The sequence below is a fragment of the Pseudomonas beijingensis genome, from assembly GCF_030687295.1.
GTDB classification, from domain to species: domain Bacteria; phylum Pseudomonadota; class Gammaproteobacteria; order Pseudomonadales; family Pseudomonadaceae; genus Aquipseudomonas; species Aquipseudomonas beijingensis.
In genome coordinates this window covers 266,409-289,225 of record NZ_CP117425.1, presented here as the reverse complement: position 1 = coordinate 289,225, position 22,817 = coordinate 266,409, and the positions used below count along the sequence as shown (strand labels likewise).

At 61.4% G+C, this 22,817-nt stretch carries 22 protein-coding genes and 2 pseudogenes; 10 read left to right on the top strand and 14 right to left on the bottom strand.

Translation table 11 applies throughout. From position 1 onward, the window contains the following. Positions 1-111: 111 nt before the first annotated feature. From maiA to hmgA, 3 genes are read right to left on the bottom strand one after another with little or no spacing between them, the layout of a single operon-like run. Positions 112-747: a maleylacetoacetate isomerase gene (gene maiA / locus PSH84_RS01365; protein WP_305482183.1), complete on the bottom strand. Its 636-nt coding sequence runs from the start codon at positions 745-747 to the stop codon at positions 112-114. A 10-nt stretch (positions 748-757) separates the two neighbouring features. Beyond that, entirely contained in the window at positions 758-2,062 is a 1,305-nt protein-coding gene (fahA, locus tag PSH84_RS01360; protein WP_305482182.1) for a fumarylacetoacetase, read from the bottom strand. Between the two features lie 2 nt (positions 2,063-2,064). Beyond that, entirely contained in the window at positions 2,065-3,369 is a 1,305-nt protein-coding gene (gene hmgA, locus PSH84_RS01355) for a homogentisate 1,2-dioxygenase (RefSeq protein WP_305468398.1), read from the bottom strand. Positions 3,370-3,521: 152 nt separating this feature from the next. Here hmgA and PSH84_RS01350 point away from each other — a divergent pair, with 152 nt between their 5' ends. After that, complete coding sequence (locus PSH84_RS01350) at positions 3,522-4,343, top strand: IclR family transcriptional regulator (RefSeq protein WP_305482181.1); 822 nt, start codon at positions 3,522-3,524, stop codon at positions 4,341-4,343. Here the strand turns inward: PSH84_RS01350 and PSH84_RS01345 are convergent. The 10 genes from PSH84_RS01345 to PSH84_RS01310 form a co-directional block, all read right to left on the bottom strand. Beyond that, complete coding sequence (locus tag PSH84_RS01345) at positions 4,308-5,009, bottom strand: hypothetical protein (protein WP_122567058.1); 702 nt, start codon at positions 5,007-5,009, stop codon at positions 4,308-4,310. The two genes, PSH84_RS01350 and PSH84_RS01345, sit on opposite strands and share 36 nt — an antisense overlap. Positions 5,010-5,210: 201 nt before the next feature. Then, the gene (locus PSH84_RS28880) at positions 5,211-6,740 is read right to left on the bottom strand and encodes a LuxR C-terminal-related transcriptional regulator (protein WP_439800562.1); all 1,530 of its coding nucleotides are present in this window, start codon (positions 6,738-6,740) and stop codon (positions 5,211-5,213) included. A gap of 91 nt (positions 6,741-6,831) precedes the next feature. Beyond that, a complete protein-coding gene (locus PSH84_RS28875) occupies positions 6,832-7,071 on the bottom strand; it encodes a winged helix-turn-helix domain-containing protein (RefSeq protein ID WP_439800547.1) in 240 nt (79 codons plus the stop codon). After that, positions 7,032-7,760: a hypothetical protein gene (locus tag PSH84_RS28870; protein ID WP_439800546.1), complete on the bottom strand. Its 729-nt coding sequence runs from the start codon at positions 7,758-7,760 to the stop codon at positions 7,032-7,034. The genes PSH84_RS28875 and PSH84_RS28870 overlap by 40 nt, the downstream gene beginning before the upstream one ends. Before the next feature lie 290 nt (positions 7,761-8,050). Continuing rightward, positions 8,051-9,418: a DUF1329 domain-containing protein gene (locus PSH84_RS01335; protein WP_305482180.1), complete on the bottom strand. Its 1,368-nt coding sequence runs from the start codon at positions 9,416-9,418 to the stop codon at positions 8,051-8,053. A 22-nt stretch (positions 9,419-9,440) separates the two neighbouring features. Continuing rightward, on the bottom strand, positions 9,441-11,234 hold the full coding sequence (locus PSH84_RS01330; RefSeq protein ID WP_122567061.1) for a DUF1302 domain-containing protein: 1,794 nt from the start codon (positions 11,232-11,234) through the stop codon (positions 9,441-9,443). 685 nt (positions 11,235-11,919) lie between these two features. Continuing rightward, positions 11,920-12,831: an SDR family oxidoreductase gene (locus PSH84_RS01325; protein WP_305482178.1), complete on the bottom strand. Its 912-nt coding sequence runs from the start codon at positions 12,829-12,831 to the stop codon at positions 11,920-11,922. Positions 12,832-13,187: 356 nt separating this feature from the next. Next, positions 13,188-14,090, bottom strand: coding sequence for an alpha/beta fold hydrolase (locus PSH84_RS01320; RefSeq protein WP_305482177.1), 903 nt, complete (start codon positions 14,088-14,090; stop codon positions 13,188-13,190). Continuing rightward, on the bottom strand, positions 14,090-14,872 hold the full coding sequence (locus PSH84_RS01315; RefSeq protein ID WP_305482176.1) for a class II aldolase/adducin family protein: 783 nt from the start codon (positions 14,870-14,872) through the stop codon (positions 14,090-14,092). Before PSH84_RS01315 ends, PSH84_RS01320 begins: the two co-directional genes overlap by 1 nt. Positions 14,873-15,012: 140 nt before the next feature. Further along, positions 15,013-15,468 carry a flavodoxin gene (locus PSH84_RS01310; RefSeq protein ID WP_305468412.1) on the bottom strand — a complete coding sequence of 152 codons (456 nt, stop codon included), beginning with the start codon at positions 15,466-15,468 and terminating at the stop codon, positions 15,013-15,015. Positions 15,469-15,621: 153 nt separating this feature from the next. Here PSH84_RS01310 and PSH84_RS01305 point away from each other — a divergent pair, with 153 nt between their 5' ends. Continuing rightward, the gene (locus PSH84_RS01305; protein WP_305482174.1) at positions 15,622-16,095 is read left to right on the top strand and encodes a PAS domain-containing protein; all 474 of its coding nucleotides are present in this window, start codon (positions 15,622-15,624) and stop codon (positions 16,093-16,095) included. Between the two features lie 54 nt (positions 16,096-16,149). Then, on the top strand, positions 16,150-16,755 hold the full coding sequence (locus PSH84_RS01300) for a hypothetical protein (RefSeq protein WP_305468416.1): 606 nt from the start codon (positions 16,150-16,152) through the stop codon (positions 16,753-16,755). A gap of 24 nt (positions 16,756-16,779) precedes the next feature. Here PSH84_RS01300 and PSH84_RS01295 read toward each other — a convergent pair whose 3' ends face one another. Then, complete coding sequence (locus PSH84_RS01295) at positions 16,780-17,739, bottom strand: MerR family transcriptional regulator (protein WP_305468417.1); 960 nt, start codon at positions 17,737-17,739, stop codon at positions 16,780-16,782. A 219-nt stretch (positions 17,740-17,958) separates the two neighbouring features. Between PSH84_RS01295 and PSH84_RS01290 the strand changes: the two genes are divergently transcribed. The 7 genes and pseudogenes from PSH84_RS01290 (at position 17,959) to PSH84_RS01260 (ending at position 22,688) form a co-directional block, all read left to right on the top strand. Next, complete coding sequence (locus PSH84_RS01290) at positions 17,959-18,519, top strand: antibiotic biosynthesis monooxygenase (protein ID WP_305468419.1); 561 nt, start codon at positions 17,959-17,961, stop codon at positions 18,517-18,519. Between the two features lie 246 nt (positions 18,520-18,765). Continuing rightward, positions 18,766-19,476 carry a dihydromonapterin reductase gene (gene folM, locus PSH84_RS01285; RefSeq protein ID WP_305482173.1) on the top strand — a complete coding sequence of 237 codons (711 nt, stop codon included), beginning with the start codon at positions 18,766-18,768 and terminating at the stop codon, positions 19,474-19,476. A 20-nt stretch (positions 19,477-19,496) separates the two neighbouring features. Next, positions 19,497-20,058 (top strand): annotated as a pseudogene (folE, locus tag PSH84_RS01280) (GTP cyclohydrolase I FolE). Continuing rightward, positions 20,059-20,440: pseudogene (folX, locus tag PSH84_RS01275) on the top strand (dihydroneopterin triphosphate 2'-epimerase). 97 nt (positions 20,441-20,537) lie between these two features. Then, entirely contained in the window at positions 20,538-20,834 is a 297-nt protein-coding gene (locus tag PSH84_RS01270) for a DUF1244 domain-containing protein (protein WP_305468423.1), read from the top strand. Next, positions 20,827-21,165 (top strand): HopJ type III effector protein, encoded by a 339-nt coding sequence (locus PSH84_RS01265; RefSeq protein ID WP_305482171.1) that lies wholly within the window; start codon positions 20,827-20,829, stop codon positions 21,163-21,165. Before PSH84_RS01270 ends, PSH84_RS01265 begins: the two co-directional genes overlap by 8 nt. 272 nt (positions 21,166-21,437) lie before the next feature. After that, complete coding sequence (locus tag PSH84_RS01260) at positions 21,438-22,688, top strand: 2-aminoadipate transaminase (protein ID WP_305482170.1); 1,251 nt, start codon at positions 21,438-21,440, stop codon at positions 22,686-22,688. Positions 22,689-22,817 lie beyond the last annotated feature (129 nt).

Here is a 22,817-nt window from a genome sequence, read left to right as displayed (position 1 = left end):
TTCAATGCGATCAACTGTGGGAGCGAGCTTGCTCGCGATGAGGCAAGCAGCCTCACCATCATTGTGTCTTCCCTATTGCTATCGCGAGCAGGCTCGCTCCCACAGGAGGGATCAAGGGGTATCCGGCTGCTTCGCCGGATGCGCCTGTTGGAACGCCGGATGCCCTGCCACCAATGCCGCCACGCGCCGGATCCGTGGGTATTCCTGCAAGGAAACATTGAACCGCTCGGCCGCGTACAACTGCGGGATCAGGTACACATCCGCCAGCCCCGGTAGCGCGCCGAAGCAATAGCCGTCGTCGCCAATCAACTGCTCCACCGCCGCCAAGCCCTGGCTGATCCAATGCCCGATCCACTCCGTCACCTGCGCTTCATCGTGGCCCCACTGCCGCAGCTTGTTGAGCACGCTGACGTTGTGCAGGGGATGAATGTCGCAACCGATCAGCGCAGCGACACCACGCTCGTGGGCGCGCACTGCCAGGTCGGCGCTGAGCAGCGGTACCTGGGGATAACGCTCCTCCAGGTATTCGATGATGGCCGGCGATTGCACCAGCAACGCCCCTTCATCGGTACGCAGCGCCGGCACCCGGCCCTGGGGGTTGATCGCCAGGTAGGCCGGCTGGCGATGTTCGCCCGCAGGCGCAGCGATCAGGTTGACAGGCAAGGCCTGGTAATCCAGGCCCTTGAGCGCCAGCGCAATACGCACCCGATAGGACGAGGTGGAGCGGTAGTACGTATAGAGTTCCATGCACTGCCCCTCAACGCGCCGGCAGGATCTTGCCCCGACACTCGCCGAAGCCGATGGAGGCGAAACCCTCGCGGCGGCAGCGGGCCCGCAAGATGATTTCGTCACCGTCCTCGAGGAATCGGCGCACTTCGCCAGACGCCAGTTCGATCGGTTTTTTACCGCCTTCGGTGATTTCCAACAGGCTGCCGAACTGATGGTTTTCAGGCCCCGACAAGGTGCCCGAACCAAACAGGTCGCCGGCCTGCAACTGGCAGCCATTGACGCTGTGGTGCGCGACCATTTGCGCCACGGTCCAGTACATGTACTGGGTGTTGCTCAACGTCAGGCGCTGGGCCGGCAGGTTCTGCTCGACCATGGCCTCGGTCAGCAGCAGGACTTCCAGCTCGATGTCGAAAGCACCGCCGGCCTGGTCACGGGTGTCCAGCAGATACGGCAGCGGTTGCGGATCGCCTTCCGGGCGCGCCGGTTGCGGGCGGCGGAACGGTTCCAGGGCTTCAGCCGTCACCACCCACGGCGAAATGCTGGTGAGGAAACTCTTCGACAGAAACGGCCCCAGGGGCTGGTATTCCCAGGCCTGGATATCCCGGGCCGACCAGTCGTTGAGCAGGCAGAACCCGCCAATGTGCTCGGCGGCATCGCCGATGGGAATCGGTTCGCCCAGTGCGTTGCCTTTGCCGATCCAGATGCCCAGCTCCAGCTCATAGTCCAGCCGCGCACACGGGCCGAAGGTCGGTTCGGTCTGGCCGGCCGGCAAGGTCTGGCCCTTGGGCCGGCGCACGTCGGTGCCGGACGGGCGAATGGTCGAGGCGCGACCGTGGTAACCGATGGGCACGTATTTGTAGTTGGGCAGCAATGGATTGTCGGGGCGAAACAGCTTGCCGACATTCTGCGCGTGCTCGATACCGACGTAGAAGTCGGTGTAGTCGTTGATCCTGGCCGGCAGGTGCATTTGGCAGTCAGCGGCGACGAGCAGCAGCTTCGCCTCCAGCGCTTCGACCTTGCCGCGCAGCGGACTGTCTTCGCGCAACAGTTCCAGCAGCCGTTCACGCAGGGCCACCCGGGCGTTGCGGCCCAGGTCGAAAAAACCATTCAACTGGCCGCCGGCCATGGCTTCGACGGCTTGTTGCGCCGCGCCATCGAACAAGCCCGCGTGCAATGCCGCCTGCAGATCGAAAATCCGCTCGCCAATCGCCACGCCGCTGCGCAAGGCACCGCCATCGACGCTGAAGACACCCAATGGCAGGTTCTGCAACGGGAAGTCGGCATGGCCGTTGGCGCTGGCGACCCAGCTACGGGCAGGGGAAAGTTGAGTCATGGTTATCTCCGGGTCGGGTCGAACGTGACAGGCAGCGAGGCCCAACAAGCATCGTAGTCGGTTTGCAGTTGCGGGCAGTCCAGGGCGAAACGGCTTGGGCGCAAGACCTGGCTGGTCTCGAACATGAACGCCATGGTGTTGTCGATTTTCGCCGGCTGAAGGTCAGCGTTGATCGCCTTGGTACAGGTCTCGCCGTCCGGGCCATGGGCGCTCATGCAACTGTGCAGCGACGCACCGCCCGGCAGGAAACCTTCGGCCTTGGCATCGTAGGCGCCTTGGATCAGGCCCATGAATTCGTTCATCAGGTTGCGATGGAACCACGGCGGACGGAAGGTGTTTTCCGCCACCATCCAGCGTGGCGGAAAGATCACGAAATCGAGGTTGGCCAGGCCGTGGACGCTGGTGGGCGAGGTCAGCACGGTGAAAATCGACGGGTCCGGGTGATCGAAGCTGACCGTGCCAATCGTGTTGAAGCGGCGCAGGTCATATTTGTACGGCACGTTGTTGCCGTGCCAGGCCACCACGTCGAGGGGCGAATGATCCAGCTCGCACCCCCACAACTCACCGAGGAATTTCTGCACCAGGGTGGTCGGTTGCGCGAGGTTCTCGTAATGGGCGACCGGCGTCAGGAAGTCCCGTGGGTTCGCCAGGCCGTTGCTGCCGATGGGCCCTAGGTCCGGCAAGCGCAGCGGCGCGCCATGGTTTTCGGCGAGGTAACCACGGGCCTGCGGGTCGAGCAGTTCAACGCGAAACTTCAGGCCCCGGGGCAACACGGCGATTTCCAGCGGCGCCAGTTCCAGCACGCCCAGCTCGGTGGCGATCCGCAGCCGTCCCAGTTGCGGCACGATCAGCCATTCACCGTCGGCATTGAAAAACACTCGCTCCATGGCGCGGTTGGCCCGGTAGTGATAAAGGCTGACGCCGGCCGGTTTGTCCGCGCCGGCATTGGCCGCCATGCACACCAGCCCGTCGATGAAATCGGTGGGCTCGGCGGGAATGTCCAGCGGGTTCCAGCGCAGGCGATTGGGCGTGACTTCGCCCAATGGACCGCCCGCCAATTGCCGTTCGAGCTTGGTGAAGGCCGGGTGATTGGCCGACGGCCGGATGCGATACAGCCAGGTACGCCGCGCTTCGCTGCGGGCCATGGTGAACGCCGTGCCAGAGAACAACTCGGCATAGAGACCGTACGGGGCTTTCTGTGGGGAGTTCTGGCCGACGGGCAAGGCGCCGGGCAAGGCTTCGCTGGCAAATTCGTTGCCCAAGCCTGATTGGTAAGCCAGGTCCGACGCGGTGGAATCGAGGTTCATGGAGCCTCCTGGGGATGCGGCCCGTCACTCATCGGAGTGATTGAGGCGCACCGGGTTATTTTTATCGTAATCCAATTACGCATAACGTAATTTGCTCGACAGCGACCGTCAAGCTATAAAGACGCCCATTCGCCTCTGGACCCTGCGCCTCCATGGAAACCCCGCTCAGCAACGGTAAACAGAAAGTCCGCTCGGCCGAAGTCGGCACCGACATTCTCAAGGCCCTGGCCGAACTCTCCCCCTCCACGTCGCTGTCGCGCCTGGCCGAACACGTGCAGATGCCGGCCAGCAAGGTTCATCGCTACTTGCAGGCCTTGATCGCCAGCGGGTTTGCCGAGCAGAACGCCGCCACCAACCACTATGGCCTGGGCCGCGAAGCCCTGCGCGTGGGCCTGGCAGCGCTGAACGGCATGGACGTGCTGCAAGTGGCCGCCCTGCCCCTGGCCGAACTGCGCGACGACTTGAACGAAACCTGCTTCCTGGCGGTGTGGGGCAACCATGGCGCGACCGTGGTGCGCATCGAGCCCGCCGTTCGGGCCGTGACCGTGGTGACGCAACTGGGCTCGGTACTGCCGCTGCTCAGTTCGTCCACGGGGCTGGTGTTCAGCGCTTATCTGCCGGCACGCGAGACGATCGGCCTGCGCGAGCAGGAAGTGCAAGGCACCGAACACCACGCCCTGGCCGACGACCGCGCCTATGCCGCGCTGTGCGAGCAAATTCGCAGCCGTGGCCTGCACCATGTGCATGGCTTGCTGATGCCGGGCGTGGACGCCTTGTCCGCCCCGGTCTTCAATGCGGTCGGCGAGGTGAAGGCGGTGATGACCATCGTCGGCCCGACCTCACTGTTCCACGCCGACGAAAACGGCCCGGCGGCGCAACGCCTGTTGGCGGCGACCCGGGCCGTGAGTTGGCGGATGGGGTATGAGGCGGGTCCAGGATCAGCCCAGGAAATCCGGGACAATCCTGATCACTAGATCGTTGAGATGCGAGGTGATCAGTTGCGGATGGAGATAGCGATCTTCGCCGCTGAAGGGGACAGTAAAGACCCCTTGGTGGCTGCCCTTGGAATGATAGGGAATCACATCATTCTCGAAGTGGCCCAGTAGGTACTCGATCAGTCCCTCGGAAGACGACACCAGGCGCTTGCCGTGGCCATCCTCAACAAAGCTGGTCAGGTACACGCCGTCCGGATCGACGCTGGGCACATGGACTTTCAATGCACCGTGAATATCCTCGACGGTCAAGGGCCTGAGGGTACGCGGGGCTAAATCGATCGCAGGTTCTTCAGTCAAACTTACAACAACGGCGGTGACGATTTTTTCAAAGGCTATCAAGTCCAGCGCCTTTAACCGGTCTTCGGCGGCGAAGGAATAACGCTTGCTGAATAGATTGCTGGAGCCTTGCGTATAAGTGGGCAGGTTTTGCTTTTCAACCCAGGCCAGGGTTTCGTCGAACAGTGTTCGAGAACTTTCCACTTCAGGACTTGGAAAGGGTTTCAATGTATTCACATAGGCCGTGAATGGGTTAACGCCCAACGGCTCCAGGTAATGCCCCAATAGCACCTGCACGGCAAAATCCACGCGGGTGCTCTTCAGCGCGATCAATCTTTCGGAGTGGGAAGAAAACAACGGGGTATTCATAAGACATCCTTGTCATTTCATGGACTCGAACTTCCTGTTCGAGCCGTTTTTAGTTGTGCGGCTGATGCAACAGTACGGCATCTCGGTTCAACTGAAGCGACAACTTAGGCTTGAACTTCAGTCACGCAGTTATACACAGGCCAGTGCCCGACTGTAAAAAAGGCAAGTGTAAGCGTGCGTGAAGTTTCGAAATCATTGCATCTAACCCATCACGCCCATGACCTTGGCTTTTGCCACCGCCTGTGTACGCCGTTGTACACCCAACTTGCTGTGGATACGCCGCGCATGGGTTTTCACCGTATGCAACGAGATGAACAACTGTTCGGCAATCTGTTGGTTTGAATGACCCTGGGCAATCAGCTCCAGGACCTCCAGCTCGCGATGGCTGAGCAAGGTGTCCTCGACGGTGACGGGAGACTCGACCTGTTCTGCCGATTGGCCCCAGCGCAACAGCTCGGGCTGGCGCATGCGCAGCTCCCACAATGCCTGGTGGGCCCGCCAGCACGTGACACGCTTGAGTCCCTCTTGCAGGCGTTCCCGGGCCTGGGCGCGATCGCCGGACAACCAGACGACCTCCGTCAGCACCAGGTGCAGTTCGGTTTCCAGGCTGTGCATTTCGCCGTGCTGCGCCTGGGCGATCAGGACCTGCAGGCGCGCCTGCGGATCCTGTGCCCGCTGCAAGTAGACCTCGGCCAGCACCAGCAGATATTCAAGTTTCGCAATCAACTCCAGGGTCGCGGGAGGCGCGTGCTTGGCCTGCGGCCCGCGGAAATGCCGCAAGACGCGGGTCAAGGCTTCATGGGCCAGTTCCGCCCGCCCCTGTTGCAACCAGAACTGGCAGCTGGTTTGCAACAACACGCCACGGTAGACGGTGTCGGGGATGTGCCGTTGCTGCATGGTCCGCTCGGCGTCGCGCAGGTGCATGAAGGCCTCGCCATAGTCACCCTGGTTGGCCGCCAGGCAGGCCTTGCCGAGAAAACCATAGAGCACCTGTTTGTCTTGGCTGTGCAGGCCCGTTTCCAGGCCCGTTTGAAAGTGCTCGGCAGCCCGTTCCTCAAACCCCATGCGCAGCGCCAGGCGACCGCGCCGCAGGACAATACGCCCCAACAATGGAGAAAAATCCTGGCCCGGTTTATCCAGCAGCGCCTGGACGGCGGCCAGCAAATGATCGGCCCGATGCGGCGCGCCGCGTTGTTCCAGGACCTGGGCGTGATCCAGTTCCAGCAATCCTTCGAAGACCAGCGAGCCTTGCGCACGCGCCAGGCATAACGCCTGACGGTTGAGCCCGTGCGCCGAGGCCAGTTCTCCAGCAAGCAGCGCCTGCTGCGTCAGTCCACCCAGGCACAGCACCCGTTGGGCCCAGGCCTCGGGGTCCAGGCTGGCCTGGGCCTGGAGGAAATGTTCACGCGCCGGTTCACCATCGCCCGAAAGGTGCAGCAACCAGCCGCGCAAGACCAGCCACCTTGCCAGCACCTGTCGCTGTCGACAGGCCGAAGGCTGCGGCAGGAACCTGGCCAGTTGCTCGATACAGGTCGACGCCTGGTCGAAGCGTCCGGCGAACAACAGCGCAGCGGTGACCAGCCCCACCGATTGCGGCGTGCCGAGGGTCAGCGCGTCGCCTTGTTGATCATGCAAGCTCAGCAACAGCACCGCGTTGCGGCGCTGCAAGACGTGCTCGAAGCTCAAATGCTGCAAAAAACTGACGGCGGTCTCGAATTCCTCGGCCAACATGGCTTGCTCGAACGCCATTTGCCAGTCCTGCTCGGCCGCAAACCACTGGCAGGCCCGTCGATGCCAGGAGCGGCCTTGCGACCAGGGCTCTTCACGCACCAGCAGGGCCAGGGCTGGGAAGATTTGCAACCAGTCCGAGGGTCTGCTCCCACGGTTCGATGAAACATCCCAGCTCCAGCAACAACGGCAGACATTGCGCACCCACCGTGTCGCCGAACAGGTGCTCGCACAGCCGGGCATTGAAACGCGGCAGATGCGCCAGTACCCGCCAGGCCTGTGCGAGGTCCGGGGTCAGCGTGCTGAACAGTTCGTACTCCAGGTAGTCGAGCAAGGTCCCTGGCCGGCCTGGCGATGCATGACTGCGCGCCCATTCGCAGCGCTCAAGCAGGGTGATGCGCACCCCGGCACACAGCCACCGTTGCGCTGAATCACCTCGCGGGCCGTGCGGGCGGCCTGGGGAGCGGGCAGATGACGAAGCAGTGGCTGGACATCGTCAGGGGTGAAGAACAACGCCTGCGGGTCAAACTCGTACAACTCGTCATCGAGCAACAACCGCGGCCAGTTGCAGTGGGGGCGGCGGCGACCATTGAGCCACAGGTGCAACGCCGGGCTGCTGGTGTTCAACAAACGGTCGAGCAGTTGGTCCAGCTCGGGATTCGGCACCCGGCAATAGTCGTCCAGGAATAACCAGGTAGGCGTCTGCAAACGCGCCAGGTGGGCCAACAGCCCCCCTTCATCCAGCATCGCCAGCCCGAGGGTCTGTGCCAGGAGCTCGCACATTTGCACCACGCTCAATGCCGCGCCCCCCAGGGGCAGCCAATGCAGCCGACAGTCGCCGGGGGCCTGCAGGAAACACTCGGCGAACAACGCACTCTTGCCACTGCCCGCCGGCGCGCAGAGCAGTTTTACCCGCGCCTCGGAAGTCAGCAGCGACTCGCTCAGGGACCGCCGCGGCAGATGCGTCGAGGACAGGCGAGGCAGCAATCCTGGACGGTCCGGACACGGGGTCATGGCGGTCATGTGGGCGATCCTGTTTATTGTTATCTCAACACCCTAGTCCTGTGTCGCCGACCTTTGGAGAAGTATTCAGCGCGCTGATTGGCGCCCATAAAAAAACGACCGGCAGGGGCACTGCCGGTCGATCACGATTATCAAGTCAGGCACAACCTTGCGAGGGTTGGATTTACTGTGGGAGCAAGGCTTGCCCGCGATAGACTCACTGCGGTCCAAAAGCTGAACCGCGTTATCGTTCATCGCGGGCAAGCCTTGCTCCCACAGATAAATCCCCTCGCCACAGTTGACTGCAGACCTTAGCGAACCCCGGTCGAGCGCAGCGCCGCCGGCGTGTAGTCGGCTGCCCGGGCTTCGAAGCCGTACTCGTAGCTGTGTTTCTCTTCGTTCTTCATCCCCAGCGCGATGTAGCGGCCGGCGATGATGTCGTAGAGCGCCTCCAGGGTGTAGCCCGGGTTCTGATGGTCGTAGTAGAACTGGGCATGACCTTCGGCCACCCGCCACAGTTGGCCGCGACCGTCATAGTGATCCACCAGCGCCGCCTGCCAGCTGTCCTCGTCGATGTACATGTGGCGCTTGGCATAGATGTGCCGTTCGCTGGGCTTGACCGTCCCCACCACTTCCCAGACCCGGTGCAGCTCGTAGCGGGTCAAGTCCTGGTTGATGTGGCCGGCCTTGATCACATCGTCGTACTTGAGGCTTGGCGAATCGAGCTTGTAGCTGTTGTACGGGATGTACATTTCCTTCTTGCCGATCAGCTTCCAGTCGTAACGGTCCGGCGCGCCGGAAAACAGGTCGAAGTTGTCGGAGGTACGCAAGCCGTCGGCGGCGGTGCCCGGGCCGTCGTAGGCCACTTGCGGGGCGCGACGCACACGACGCTGGCCGGCATTGTAGATCCAGGCCAGGCGTGGCTCCTTCACTTGGTCGAGGGTCTCATGCACCAGCAGCACGTTACCGGCCAGGCGCGCCGGGGCGGTGACCGATTGTTTGAAATAAGTCAGCACGTTGCTGGCCTTTTCCGGGTCGGCGTCCTTGATCAGGAACGGCACGGCGATTTCTTCTTCGAAGCGGATCGGTGTGAAGCTGCCATTGGTCTGCGGCGTGACCTGGGTGATGACCCGACGCAGGTTGCCACCGTGATAACGGGTGACGTGGTTCCACAGCACTTCCACGCCATTCTTGGGAATCGGGAAAGCGTAGTAGCGGTTGCCGGTAAAATTCGACAGGCCGTTACCGTCGTTGATGGATGTCACGTTGAGGGCGCTGCGCTTGGCCGACTCGTAGATTTCCGGCGGCAGGCCGACGCTGCGATGGGTCGGGTAGACCGGAATCTTGTAGGTCTGCGGGTAGCGCTTGAACATCGCGACCTGGCCTTCGGAGAGTTTGTCCTTGTACTTGTCCACGGTCGCGGCGGTGATGGTGAACAGCGGTTTTTCATTGGCGAACGGGTCGGCCAGAAAGCCCTTGCTGTCCACGGCCCCGGCATTTTTCGGGATGCCGCCGGTCCAGGCCGGGATCGAGCCATCGGCATTGCCGGCCTTCTCCGCACCGATTGGCGTGAGGCTGGTGCCCAGTTTGTTCGCTTCCTCCGGCGAAACCGCCGCCATCACATTCGCGGCCAGCAGGCTCAAGGCCAGGGCACCGCATTGCAGGATCATCTTGCGCATTGGGTTTTCCTTGTCAGCCAGATCAGAAGTTCACGCCGAAGCTCAACGCGAGGAAATCGCGGTCTTCGAGAACGTTGTAATCGCCGCCAAAAAAGTCGGTGTAGCTCAAGCTGGCGGTGTAGGTGTTGCGGTAATCGGCATCGACACCAACGCTGACGGCCTTGGCGCCTTCGTTGAACAGACCGTTGGGGCCATAGCCGGCCACGTCGTGGGACCAGGACACGTTGGGCTTGAAGTTCACCCCGCCGATCACGTTGGAGTAGTCGAGAATCGCCCGGGCGCGATAGCCCCAGGACGTCGAGGTGACGAAGCCATCGGTGTCACCGTTGAAGCCGTACTGGCCGTAGACCGAATCACGCCCATAACGCAGCTTGTCCTTGGACTCCAGACCGCCGACATGCACCACCGCCGCCTCGCCGACCAGGGTCAGGCGATCAGCCCCCAGCACCTGATCGAAGAAGTGCGTCAGGGTGCTCTGGACCTGGGTGACTTCCTTGCGGCGGTAGCCGGTGTTGTCGGCGCCCGGCGTGGTCGCGATGGGCGACGCCGCGCCACCGGCAATCGGGTTGACCAGGGCCAGGGTCAGGTCGTTGGTATTGACCTGCACTGGCGCGTTTGGACGGTAGCTGACTTCCCCGGTCCACGCCGTGCCGGTGGGCAACGTGGTGGAGAAACTGGCGCCGTACAGGCGGATGTCTTCCGGGTATTCAAGGTAGTACCCACCACGGCCCAGCATCACGCTTTGCGCCAGACCCGCACCGCTGCCAGGGGCCAGGCCGTTGGCAATCGCGACCATTCCCGGCAACGCCGCCAGCGTCGAGAGCCCCGCCGTGGTGGTCCCGACGGTAGGCGTACGGCTGTGGTAATTCATGAAGTACAGGCCGTACTCGGTGTCATCACCGAGCCAGCGCAACGCCGTGCCCCACTGGCCAGAGTCGCGGGCGTCGCGGTCGCCGCCACGGGGAATGATCACCCCTTCGCTGGACACCTGGATCCCCTGCCCGAATGCCTGGGTCAAGGGCACGAACGGCGCAATCGCCGGGCTGCCCACGGTGTAGCCACTGGTGCAACCGTCCGCCACCACGTCATTGCCGAAGAACGTGCCGCAGTTATCAACAACCGTCTGGTCCCACTCCAGCTGGTAGAACCCTTCGATGGTCAGCTTGTCAGTCAAGCCCTGGGAGGCGAACAGCATGTTCACCGGGATCAGGCCTTCCTTGATCTCCGCACCGGGACGACGGAAGGCGGACACGTCCACCGGGTTGATGCTGTTGATGGAGTTGCCGATGAAGGTACTCTCACCCCAGCTGACCACCTGCTTGCCGGCGCGCACGGTGCCCGGCAGATCGGCGATGGAATAGTTGTGATAGACGAAGGCATCGAGAATCTGCGCCCCCGAGGACTTGGCGCCTTCCTTGCGATTGCTGTCGCTGATGTCCTTGAACTCGCGCCCCTCATCCTTGAGCTCGAAGTCATACCAGTACTTGCCACGCACGAACACACCAGTATCGCCGTACTTGAGCTCGAGGTCGTGCAGGCCCTTGAAGATTTTGGAAAAGGTTTCGCCTTTCTTGAAGTTCAGCCGTCCGTCATCACCGGTGGAGGATTGGCCCCGCCCGCCGTTGACCGTGCCGACCAGGTCCTTGTCGGCATCGCGCATGCCCCAGCTCGCGCCCACGGACAGCGACGAATCGAACTGACCCTCGATCTCGCCAATGTTGAATGAAACGGCCTGCGCCTGGGCACAGCAACCCAAGGCCACCGCGACGGCCAGCGCCTGCGGCTTGAAGATGGCGCGCATTGTTATTGTTGTCATGCGTCTTCCCCGGTGAGTGACAGAGGCTTCACCCTACTGCCGCACGCCATGGGCGATAAGCGCACCAAGGAGGTATTCGCGCTGTACCTCAAAAGGATTACAGCCCCTGCGCAGCGGGCCTTTGCGCGGCGCATGGACGGACTGGATGATGGGTCATCAGCGCCACGCATACTCCTGTCCCGCCTGCGACTGTTACGCGCCCTGCAACGGTGCATGTCCGGATCCGGGCTGTTTCCCGTCGGGCTCGATCCCTATGCTGGCCGGGCTTGCAGGGCAACGGGCCTGCAAGCGCAAGTCGGCCATGGCATTCCTCCTGCCTGGCGCACCGTCATTCGGATGGATTGGCGCATCGGTCCATCATCCCGTGTTCACCGACGTTGGTTTGTAGCTCCTTTGCAACGTCACGCTTAGGCCGCTGCTTTTGCAGTGGCCTTTTTTATGTGAACGAAAGACAGCGCGCCCGGCATACGGGGATGAGCCGTTGGGGAGTCGACGCAATCTGAACGAGACTTCGAGTGGCGTTGAAATCGTCGACCTCGTCACTGATCACCAAGGGCACTTTCGCCCGGCGAAATATGACGGTGTGATGGATATCGAGACCGCCGAGAACCCGGCGGCCCTAGCGAAAACATTGTCCATGAGCACGGTTGCCACAGCTGGCAGCAACCGGCCCGGGCAGTGAGTCTTAAATGGCGTGATGTTGCAGATTCGCCATCATTTCCTTCAAGGCTTCCAGATTGTCGTTCGGGTGCACGGCATTTTCGAAATCGCAGATCTGCTGCCAATGGGCGGCGACGTCTTCAGGTGAAAAGCCTTTGCGCGGGTCGAAGCCCGCCCCCAGGCTGCGCTCCCAGCGCACCTTGCCCATCCAGCCGCCGCCCACTTCGAACAAGCCGGAGGTTTCCTGGCAGGTTTCGCTGGCCAGGTACACCACCAGCGGGCTGACGAGTTCGGGCTTGAGTTGTTCGAAGACCTGCGGCGGAATCAGGCCTTCGGTCATGCGGGTGCCGCCGGTGGGGGCGATGGCGTTGACCAGGATGTTGTTCTTGCGGCCTTCGATGGCCAGGGTCCGCGTCAGGCCATAGAGGCCGAGCTTGGCCATGCCGTAGTTGGATTGGCCGAAGTTGCCGTAGATGCCCGAGGTGGAGGCGGTGAAGATCACCCGTCCGTAGTTTTGCTCACGCAGGTGCGGCCAAGCGGCGCGGGTCACCTTGTAGGCGCCCTCGACGTGGACGCGGTAGACCAAGTCCCAATCGGCGTCGTCCATTTTGTGGAACGTCTTGTCCCGCAGGATCCCGGCGTTGTTGACCACCACATCGACGCGACCGAACGCGTCGAGCGCGTTTTGTACCAGCTTGTCGCCATCGGTCACCGAGTCGTGGTTGGCCTCGGCGACGCCGCCCGCCTCGCGGATTTCGGCGACCACCCGGTCCGCAGCCGAGGCATTGGCCCCTTCCCCTTGCGCCGAGCCGCCCAGGTCGTTGACCAGCACTTTCGCGCCTTGTTTGGCGAACAGCAACGCATGGGCGCGTCCCAGGCCTCCGCCTGCTCCTGTGACGATCACGACTTTATCTTCGAAGCGCACAGACTCACTCATGGCAGAACTCCAGCAGGCGGATAGGACAATGGGTACGAGTGTCCGGCACCTGTCGGCCGGTCACAATCAACACGGTTGCCAGTGAATGGTGGGCGATAAGGTGGGGGGATGATGCACGCTCAAGCCTCGGCGGCGCATTCGATTTTCCTGCTGGCAAATGCACCGCCATCGCGAGCAAGCTCGCTCCCACAGGGTGATTTTTGTTGTCCACAAATGCTGTATTCACCATCAATCCACTGTGGGAGCGAGCTTGCTCGCGATAGCGGTCTTTCAGTCAATACACAGGGTGGCTGTGCTGACGCTATCGCGAGCAAGCTCGCTCCCACACACAGATCTGCTTCTGCAGTGCCGAGTCGTCAGGAGCAGGCCATTTGTCTGTGCGGCGCGGCGATGGCTTCGCGAAACGCCTGGTAATGCTTGAGCACCTGCACCGGTGCCTCGGTGTGCGGGTAATGACCGATGTCGGGCAGCAATACCGTGTCCGGGTTCGGGATCAGCGCCTCGTAGCGCGCCACCATGTGCTCACCGGAAATCGGATCGACCGCGCCGTCGATCACCCGCAACGGCACGTCGCCGCGCTGCATCGCCTGCACCCAGCGATCACGCTGCACACGGCGTTCGGGAATATAGCCGATGAGTTTGTGCATGATCCGCGGACCGTGATGGGTCTCCACCAGGCTCCAGAAGTCATCCAGCTCACTTTCGGTAGGACCGGTCCTGGGGCCGAAAATCTTCCGAAAGCTGCAGGCCAGGCTTTCCCGGCAGAACATCCGCCCCAGCAGCCAGCCCAGGGGGCTTAACAAGAGTTTCTGGGCCCATACCGGACGGTGGGTTTCGGGGAACAGTCCACCATTGAGAAAGACACAGCTGTCGAGATGGATGCGTGCTTCGTAATGCCGCGCAAGCAGCTCCTGGGCCACGCTGTCGCCATAATCATGGGCCAGCACATGCACCGCGCTCTTCACATTCAGGTGCGCCAGCAAGGCCTGTTGCAGATCGGCCTGCTCCAGCAGGCTGTAGACGTGATCCGCCGGTTTGGCGGAATCGCCGAAACCGAGCATGTCGCACGCGATCACCCGATAGCGTTGCGCCAAGGGTTGCCACAGGTGATGCCAATCCCAACTGGCAGTGGGAAAACCATGGATCAGCAGCAGCGGCTCGCCCTGGCCCGCCGTCCAATAATGGATGGCATGGCCACGGAACAGGAAGGTCTGGCTGCGCTGGCGCCAGATACGCAGGGGAATCTGGGCCAGGGGCATCAACTTCTATACCCGGTGTCGTGTTGATCGAGCTTGCGCAGCAACGCCGGCCAGGCCAACGCGCCGCCCATGCCTTGGGCGCTTTTGGTCACCCCGGCGATCATCGCCCGGGCGCCGGCCAGAATCTGCGGCTCGATGGCTATCAATTCGGCTCCACCATTCTGGGCCAGGACCTGGATGTCACAAGCTCGTTGAAAGGTGAACATCATCAGGAAGGTATCGGCGATGGTGCCGCCGCAGGTCAGCAAGCCATGGTTGTGCAGCATCAGGAAATTGCTTTCCCCCAGGTCGGCCTGCAGGCGCGCTTTCTCTTCGTGATTCAAGGCCACCCCTTCGTAAGCGTGATAGCCCAGGCTCGACAGCACGAACAGCGCTTGCTGGCTGATCGGCAACACACCTTGCTTCTGCGCCGATACCGCGACGCCGGCGGCGGTGTGGGTGTGCAGCACACACGCCACATCATGGCGCACCTCATGCACCGCACTGTGGATGGTGTAGCCGGCCGGGTTGATCTCGTAGGGGCTGTCCATCAACTTGTTGCCGGCCTGGTCGACCTTGACCAGGCTCGAGGCGGTGACTTCATGGAACATCAACCCGAACGGGTTGATCAAGAAATCCTCGGTGCCGGGGACCTTCGCGGAGATATGGGTGAAGATCAGGTCATCCCAGCCGTGCAGCGCGACAAGCCGATAACAGGCGGCAAGGTCCACCCGGGTTTGCCATTCGGCCGCACTGACCTGTTCCTGGATACTGAGTGTCGTTTGGACGGGCGCTACGCTCACGGCTCTGACCTCTGGTTTCTTCTTATAGGAGTCTTGTCATCAAAACGTCTTACGCAAGAAAATCAGTCTAGTCAGGTCTTCCAGAGGCGGTAGTTGCATTGGCAGCCAGCTTACTGGCCAAACGAGTCACCACAATCGCTTCAGGGGCGCAACGTGTCGATCAATTCAGCCAGCCACGGCTCGGCGTCGGTTTCCGGGGTGACGCTTTCGCTGGCATCCAGGCGCAGCATCGGCAGCACCTCGCGCACGCCCAGTTCGGCGAACAGCTCGCCCATCTGCTCGCCGCCGGCGCAGAAAGTATCCCCGTAGCTGGCGTCGCCCAGGCCGATCACCGCGCCGGGCAAGCCGCGAAAGAACCCTGGCAATTGGTCGCGAATGGTCGAATACAACGGCATCAAACTGTCTGGCAACTCTCCCATGCCGGTGGTGGAAGTCACCGCCAACAAGGCTTCTGGCGCAAATGCCTGGACATCCGCCAGGGTCGCACGAGGGTTGTGCCAGGCATCGAAGCCCGCGTCGCGAAGCAGTTTGGCAGCATGCCGGGCGACTTCTTCGGCGGTGCCATACACTGAGCCGGAAAGAATGGCGACTTTCATCAATCTGATCCTGAACCTGAAAAAGAGCCGGGATAGTAACAGTTGCACCTGCCAGGCTGCGAATGGCTCTCAACGGCAGTAGTGGCCAGTAGACATCCCTTCGATTTCTTCTAGAATGCGGCTTCAACAGGGATGTTCAAAAGGGCTCTTCCCATGATCAACGCTCAACTGATGCAACTGGTCATCAATGCTTCCAACGATGGGATTGTCATCGCTGAAAAAGAAGGCGAAGACAACATCCTGATCTACGTGAACCCGGCCTTCGAACGCTTGACCGGTTATCACCGCGACGAAATCCTTTATCAGGATTGCCGTTTCCTGCAGTCGGGTGATCGGGACCAACCTTCCCTGGAGCCCATTCGCAAGGCCTTGAGAGAAGGCGGTGTCTGTCGTGAGGTGCTGCGCAACTATCGCAAGGACGGCACGCCGTTCTGGAATGAGCTGTCCTTATCCACGGTAAAAAACCAGGCTGACGGGCACACCTATTTCGTGGGCGTGCAAAAAGACGTCACGACTCAGGTCAAGGCTCAACAACGTGTCGCCCAGTTGGAAAAGGAGTTGGCCGAAGCCCGAGAAACGATTGCCCGGCTTGAAGCGACGAACGGCACAAACAAAACCACGAATTAATGGTCAGTCACTACAATCACCAGTGAAAATGTAAATTATCATTTCGAGCCGACCATGCAGCGCGATGCCCTCCTGACGCAGGATGAACTGGATTTCATCCGGACCATGCAACACAACCCGCAGTTGAACGAGCGGGATGTCACGTCGAGCTTGCTGGTCAACGGTGGGTCGCAGATCCGTGACTTGCTGACGCGCCTGGCGGCGAATGAGCAGGTCACGCTCCAAGCCAATTTCGAAAACCAGCAAATGACCTTTCCGCTGCATCTGGTGGAAGACGAATTCCATGCGATGCACCTGCGCCTGGGTGTGCCAAGCATCTACGAGGACGGACCGAAGATCCGCCCGTGGCGCCTGACGCTCGACGAGCCGGTGGCGCTGGAAAATATCAAGGGCCAGCCGGGACCGCTGTGGGTCCACGAAGTGTCCTGCAAGGGCGTATTGCTGGAAAACCGCAGCCGCACCAAGCCACCGAAGCAGTTTGCCTTGTGGTTCAGCCCGTCAGGCTACGAGAGAATTTCGTTGCGAGGCACCTTCGAACGGGAAACCGATCGAGGATGGCTTGCCTATCACCTGAACCAGAATGACCAGGACGAGACCGAGCGCCTGCGCCAGTACATCCTGCAGCAACATCGCCTGACCCATCCCACCATGCATCTCTAATATCCTGTTTCGCAGGATGCTCCCTCAGGTATCGAGGTTGCCTTCCAGAAATTGACGCAGGCGCTGGCGCATCACCGTTCCTTCATTACCCAGGCAACCGATTGACGAGCCAGCCAGGCTTTCCTGCGCCAGATCGGATGCATCACCGGCCAGCATCAACGGACAATCCAGGCTCATCGCCAATTTGCCCAGGCGCTTGGGCAAGTCCGGGAGCGGCGCATGATTGGAAACCAGCACCAATGCCAGCGGCTGGATCTTCTGGCACACCAGGGCCAGCTCGTTGAACGGCAGGCCGATCGACAGCGCCCTGACGCCCACGTCCGCCTTGGATAGAAACAGCGCCGTGACCAGCAACTCCAGTTCACGGCATTGGCCGGCAAGGGCGCAGACCAAGACTCGCGGCGACTGGCCTTCGCGCTTGAGCAACAGCCGCTGGATGATGCGCGAACGCAGGAACCCATCCAAAAACACCCATTCACTGATCTGCCCGAACTCTGGCTGGCGATGCAGCATTCGTCGCCAAAGCGGCATCAGGATGTCCTGGAACACGATCGGCACGCTGTAGGTGGAAAAAACCTGCCCGTAGACGCGATCCAGTTCCACATCGTCAAAGTTGCCAACCGCGTCCGCCACTTGTTGCTGCCACCGGGCGTGATCGGCCATGACCAGATCCGATGAAATCAGCGTGGAGACCGGTTGCACCGACTCGGTCTTCGCCAGGATCTTTCCCACTTTGCTCACGGCTACCCCGCGCTCTATCCAGGCCAAGATGCTGCGAACCTTTTCGATATCGCTCAACGAGTACAGGCGATGCCCGCTTTCGGTGCGGGTGGGCTGGATCAGACCGTAGCGTCGCTCCCATGCACGCAGGGTCACGGGATTCACGCCGGTCATGCGCGCGACTTCGCGGATGGGAAACAAGTCTTCCCGCTTCAAGGCACCTGATGCCTGGAAAACAAAGCCATCCTCTGTGATTACACTCATTTTGGCAGACAATTCCGGCTGGCAAATTGGATCCCAGTGTCCTCCTCCAAGACACGTCATGACAAGAACAAACGTAGTCGATGCGCGGTTTTGTTGTTTTTTGCGCAATCGGGAATAATCCTTGCCTGTTTTTTGGCGACCAGACGCTACCCACCATCCCGGGGCGTCCCCCGCGAATCTCCTACCCGGAGTGCTGCGCTTGTCTTACGGAGATACATAATGTCTACCTCACCCGTCACCCTGATGGTTGCCCGCCGCGTCGCCAATGGACGCTATCAGGATCTGATCGCCTGGTTGCGCGAAGGCGAACGACTGGCAACTGACTTCCCCGGCTACCTGGGTTCCGGCGTGCTCGCACCACCGCCCCAGGACGATGAATTCCAGATCATCTTCCGTTTTGCCGACGAGCAGACGCTGCACGCCTGGGAACACTCCGCTTCACGCACGGCCTGGCTGGGACGGGGCAGCGACCTGTTCGCCCATCCCTCCGAACATCGGGTGCGTGGCATCGATGGCTGGTTCGGCGCGGTCGGCCAGCGCCCACCACGCTGGAAACAGGCCGTGGCCATCTGGCTGGCGTTCTTTCCCGTGTCGCTGTTGTTCAATTTCCTGCTAGGCCCGCTGCTGGGCGAACTGGGCCTGTTGAGCCGTGTGCTTATCAGCACCGTCATCCTGACGCCGCTGATGGTCTACCTGTTTATCCCGATGTCGACCCATCTGCTGGCGAACTGGCTCAACGGCGCGCCGCAGCGGGCATTGCCGGCTACGCAGAATCATTGATGCCACCCGCCTACACAGTGATTCCTGTGGGAGCCCCGGATCCATGGACGACAAAAAACCGGTGGGAGCGAGCTTGCTCGCGATAGCGTCAGTTCAGCCGACATTGATGCTGACTGACATACCGTCATCGCGAGCAAGCTCGCTCCCACTGGGGGCAGTTGAGTCGTTGCTGGATTGACCTTTGTACATAGGACGCGCCCCGTGTCGCTGTTATAGTTTTGCTCTTGCCGCGAACCGAGCCGTCCTATGTCCAGCGCCACCGCTCCGATCCTGATCACTGGTGCAGCCCAGCGCGTCGGCCTGCATTGCGCCCGGCGCTTGCTGGAGGACGGGCACCCGGTGATCGCGACCTATCGCACCGAACGCCCCGGCGTGCAAACGTTGCGGGACCTGGGAGCGGTGGTGCTATTCGCCGACTTCTCCAGCGAAACGGGGATCCTGGCCTTTATCGAACAACTCAAGCAGCACACCGACCGGCTGCGAGCCATCGTGCACAATGCCTCGGCCTGGATGACCGAGGCGCCTGGCAACGAAGCGGCAGCCTTCAACGCCATGTTCGGCGTGCACATGCTGGCGCCTTACCTGATCAACCTGCATGGCGCCGAGTTGCTGCGGCGTTCAACGCCGGCCGATATCGTGCACATCAGCGATGACGTGACTCGCAAAGGCAGCGCCCGGCATATCGCCTATTGCGCCACCAAGGCCGGCCTGGAAAGCCTGACCCTGTCGTTCGCGGCCAAGTTCGCCCCGGCGATCAAGGTCAACGGCATCGCGCCGGCCCTGCTACTGTTCAATCCCGAAGACGACGCGGCTTACCGCGCCAAGGCCCTGGCCAAGTCCGCATTGGGTATCGAACCCGGCAGCGAAGTGATCTACCAGAGCCTGCGTTATCTGCTGGACAACCCTTATGTCACCGGCACGACCCTGACCGTCAACGGCGGGCGGCACGTCAAATAGCCTTGTTTCGAGGATGCACCATGACGCTATCCCTGCCCCAGAACTACCGCGAGATCCTCATCGGCCTGGGGGAAAATCCCGAGCGCGAGGGTCTGCTCGATACCCCGGTACGTGCCGCCAAGGCCATGCAGTACCTTTGCCATGGCTATGAACAAAGCGTCGAGCAGATCGTCAATGGCGCGCTGTTCGCCTCTGACAGCGATGAAATGGTGATCGTCGCCGACATCGAGCTCTATTCGCTCTGCGAACATCACCTGTTGCCCTTCATCGGCAAGGCCCATGTGGCTTATATTCCTACCGGCAAGGTCCTGGGGGCTGTCGAAGATCGCCCGGCTGGTGGACATGTTCGCCCGCCGCCTGCAAATCCAGGAGAACCTGACCCGGCAAATCGCCGACGCGGTGCAGCAGGTCACCCAGGCCGCTGGCGTAGCGGTGGTGATCGAGGCCCAGCACATGTGCATGATGATGCGCGGTGTCGAAAAACAGAACTCGACCATGAACACCTCGGTGATGCTCGGCGCCTTTCGCGACTCCAGCACCACGCGCCAGGAGTTCCTGCAATTGATTCGACGGAGCAAGTAAATGCCACAACTTCAGCCAGCCATGGCACGCATCAAGGTCAAAGGACCTGCGCCTGCGCACCTTCATTGGCATCAACGAGGATGAAATCCTCAACAAGCAGGATGTGTTGATCAACCTGACCATCCTCTATGCCGCCCAGGAGGCGGTGCGCGACAACGACATCGACCATGCGCTTAACTACCGCACCATTACCAAGGCGATCATCGCCCACGTGGAAAGCAACCGCTTCGCCCTGCTCGAACGCCTGACCCAGGAATTGCTCGACCTGGTCATGGCCAACGAGTCGGTGCTGTACGCCGAAGTCGAAGTCGACAAGCCCCACGCCTTGCGATTTGCCGAGTCGGTGTCGATTACCCTCGCGGCAAGCCGGGCTACTGCGTAGCCGCTAAAAGCTTCAAGCTGTAAGCTTCAAGCCTGAAGACCGCATACCCACTTGCAGCTTGAAACTTACAACTTGAAGCTGTCTCGCAGAGATCACCATGAACGACCAACAACGCCTCGAACTCGAAGCCGCCGCTTTCCGTCGGCTGGTTGCCCACCTGGACAGCCGCAAGGATGTGCAGAACATCGACCTGATGAACCTCGCCGGCTTCTGCCGCAACTGCCTGTCCAAGTGGTACAAGGCCGCCGCCGATGAACGCCAGGTGGACGTCAGCCTCGACGACGCCCGCGAAGTGGTCTACGGCATGCCGTACGCCGAGTGGAAAGCCCAATACCAGAAAGAAGCCAGCGCCGAACAACAGGCGGCGTTCGCCAAAGGAAAACCCGATGCTTGATCTTGCTACCCTGCGTACCCGCCTCAAGAGCGGTGAACATGCCTTCGCCGACACCCTGGCCTTTATCGCCGCCGGCTACGACTACCAGCCCCAGGCCTTCAACAACGGCGGCGTGGAAAACGCCGCCGGGCAGAACGAAGGTTCGTGCAAGACCCTGGGCCTGGCGCTGCTCGAAGGCTTGAGCGATGAAGAAGCGCTGCTGGCATTTGGCGAACATTACCGTTCGGTGCTGGCCACGCCCGAAGGCAGTGATCACGGCAATATCCGTGCGCTGATGATCCATGGGCTGGCAGGTGTGAAGTTCGAGGCACCGCCACTGCAACGGCGCTGATCCACAGACTCTTGCAACCCTCTTTTGTGGCGAGGGAATTCATCTGTGGGAGCATGGCTTGCCCGCGATGGGCGCGCCGAGGTTTAACAGCCGAACCGCGTTATCGTTCGTCGCGGGCAAGCCATGCTCCCACAGGTCTTCCTCCCCCAAATAAATCCTTCCGCTCCACATCCCGACTTTTAAGATTGACCCAGCAACTTTATTTCGTTTGCCGGGCCCCTCTGCTCGCGGCTTAGATAACGGAAATTTCTCCTTCGTCCGAGCCGTCATCCATGAGCAGCGACACCATCAGTCAATCGATCTCCATCGTGCACCCCGTCAGTCTCAGCCACGGCAAGAATGCCGAGGTCTGGGACACCGACGGCAAACGCTACATCGATTTTGTCGGGGGCATTGGTGTGTTGAACCTTGGGCATTGCCATCCGCGCATCGTCGAGGCGATCCGCGAACAGGCTACCCGGCTGACTCACTACGCCTTCAACGCTGCCCCTCACGCGCCCTACATTGAGTTGATGGAACGCCTGGCGGCGTTTATCCCGCTGGATTACCCGGTCAGCGGCATGCTCACCAACAGCGGTGCCGAGGCGGCGGAGAACGCCTTGAAGATCGTGCGGGGCGCCACGGGCCGTACCGCGGTGATCGCGTTTGACGGCGCCTTTCACGGCCGCACCCTGGCGACCCTCAACCTCAACGGCAAGGTCGCGCCTTACAAACAGAAAGTCGGCGTCCTGCCCGGGCCGGTCTATCACCTGCCCTACCCCAGCCAGGACAACGGTGTCACCTGCGCAGAGGCCTTGAAGGCCATGGAGCGGCTGTTCAGCGTCGAGATCGACGTAAACGACGTCGCCTGTTTCATCGTCGAGCCGGTACAGGGCGAAGCTGGCTTCCTGGCAATGGATGTGCCCTTCGCCCAGGCCCTGCGGCAGTTCTGCGACGACAAGGGCATTGTGCTGATCATCGATGAGATCCAGTCGGGCTTCGGCCGCACCGGCGAGCGTTTTGCCTTCTCCCGGCTGGGCATCGAACCAGACCTGATCCTGTTGGGCAAAAGCATTGCCGGCGGCGTGCCCCTGGGGGCCGTGGTGGGACGCAAGGCGCTGTTGGACAACCTGCCCAAGGGTGGCCTGGGCGGCACCTATTCGGGCAACCCCATCGCCTGCGCCGCCGCACTGGCGACCTTGGACGAAATGACCGACGCCAACCTGCGCGCCTGGGGTGCACAACAGGAAGAGGCGATCGTCAGCCGCTACCAATCCTGGCGCAACCGCGGGCTGAGTCCTTACCTGGGCCGCCTGACCGGCGTCGGCGCCATGCGCGGCATCGAACTGAGCCACGCCGACGGTACCCCGGCTTCGGCACAATTGACCCAACTGCTGGCCCTCGCACGGGAATCGGGCCTGCTGCTGATGCCCAGTGGTAAATCGCGGCACATCATTCGACTGCTGGCGCCGTTGACGACCGAGCCGGCCGTGCTGGAAGAGGGGTTGGATATTCTGGAAGCGTGCCTGGCGAAGCTGGCCTGAAATGCAGTGTTTTTGACTGCACACAAACCCTGTGGGAGCGAGCTTGCTCGCGATGACGGTGTATCAGTCACCATCCATGTCGACTGACCTGAAGCCATCGCGAGCAAGCTCGCTCCCACAGGGGTTCGC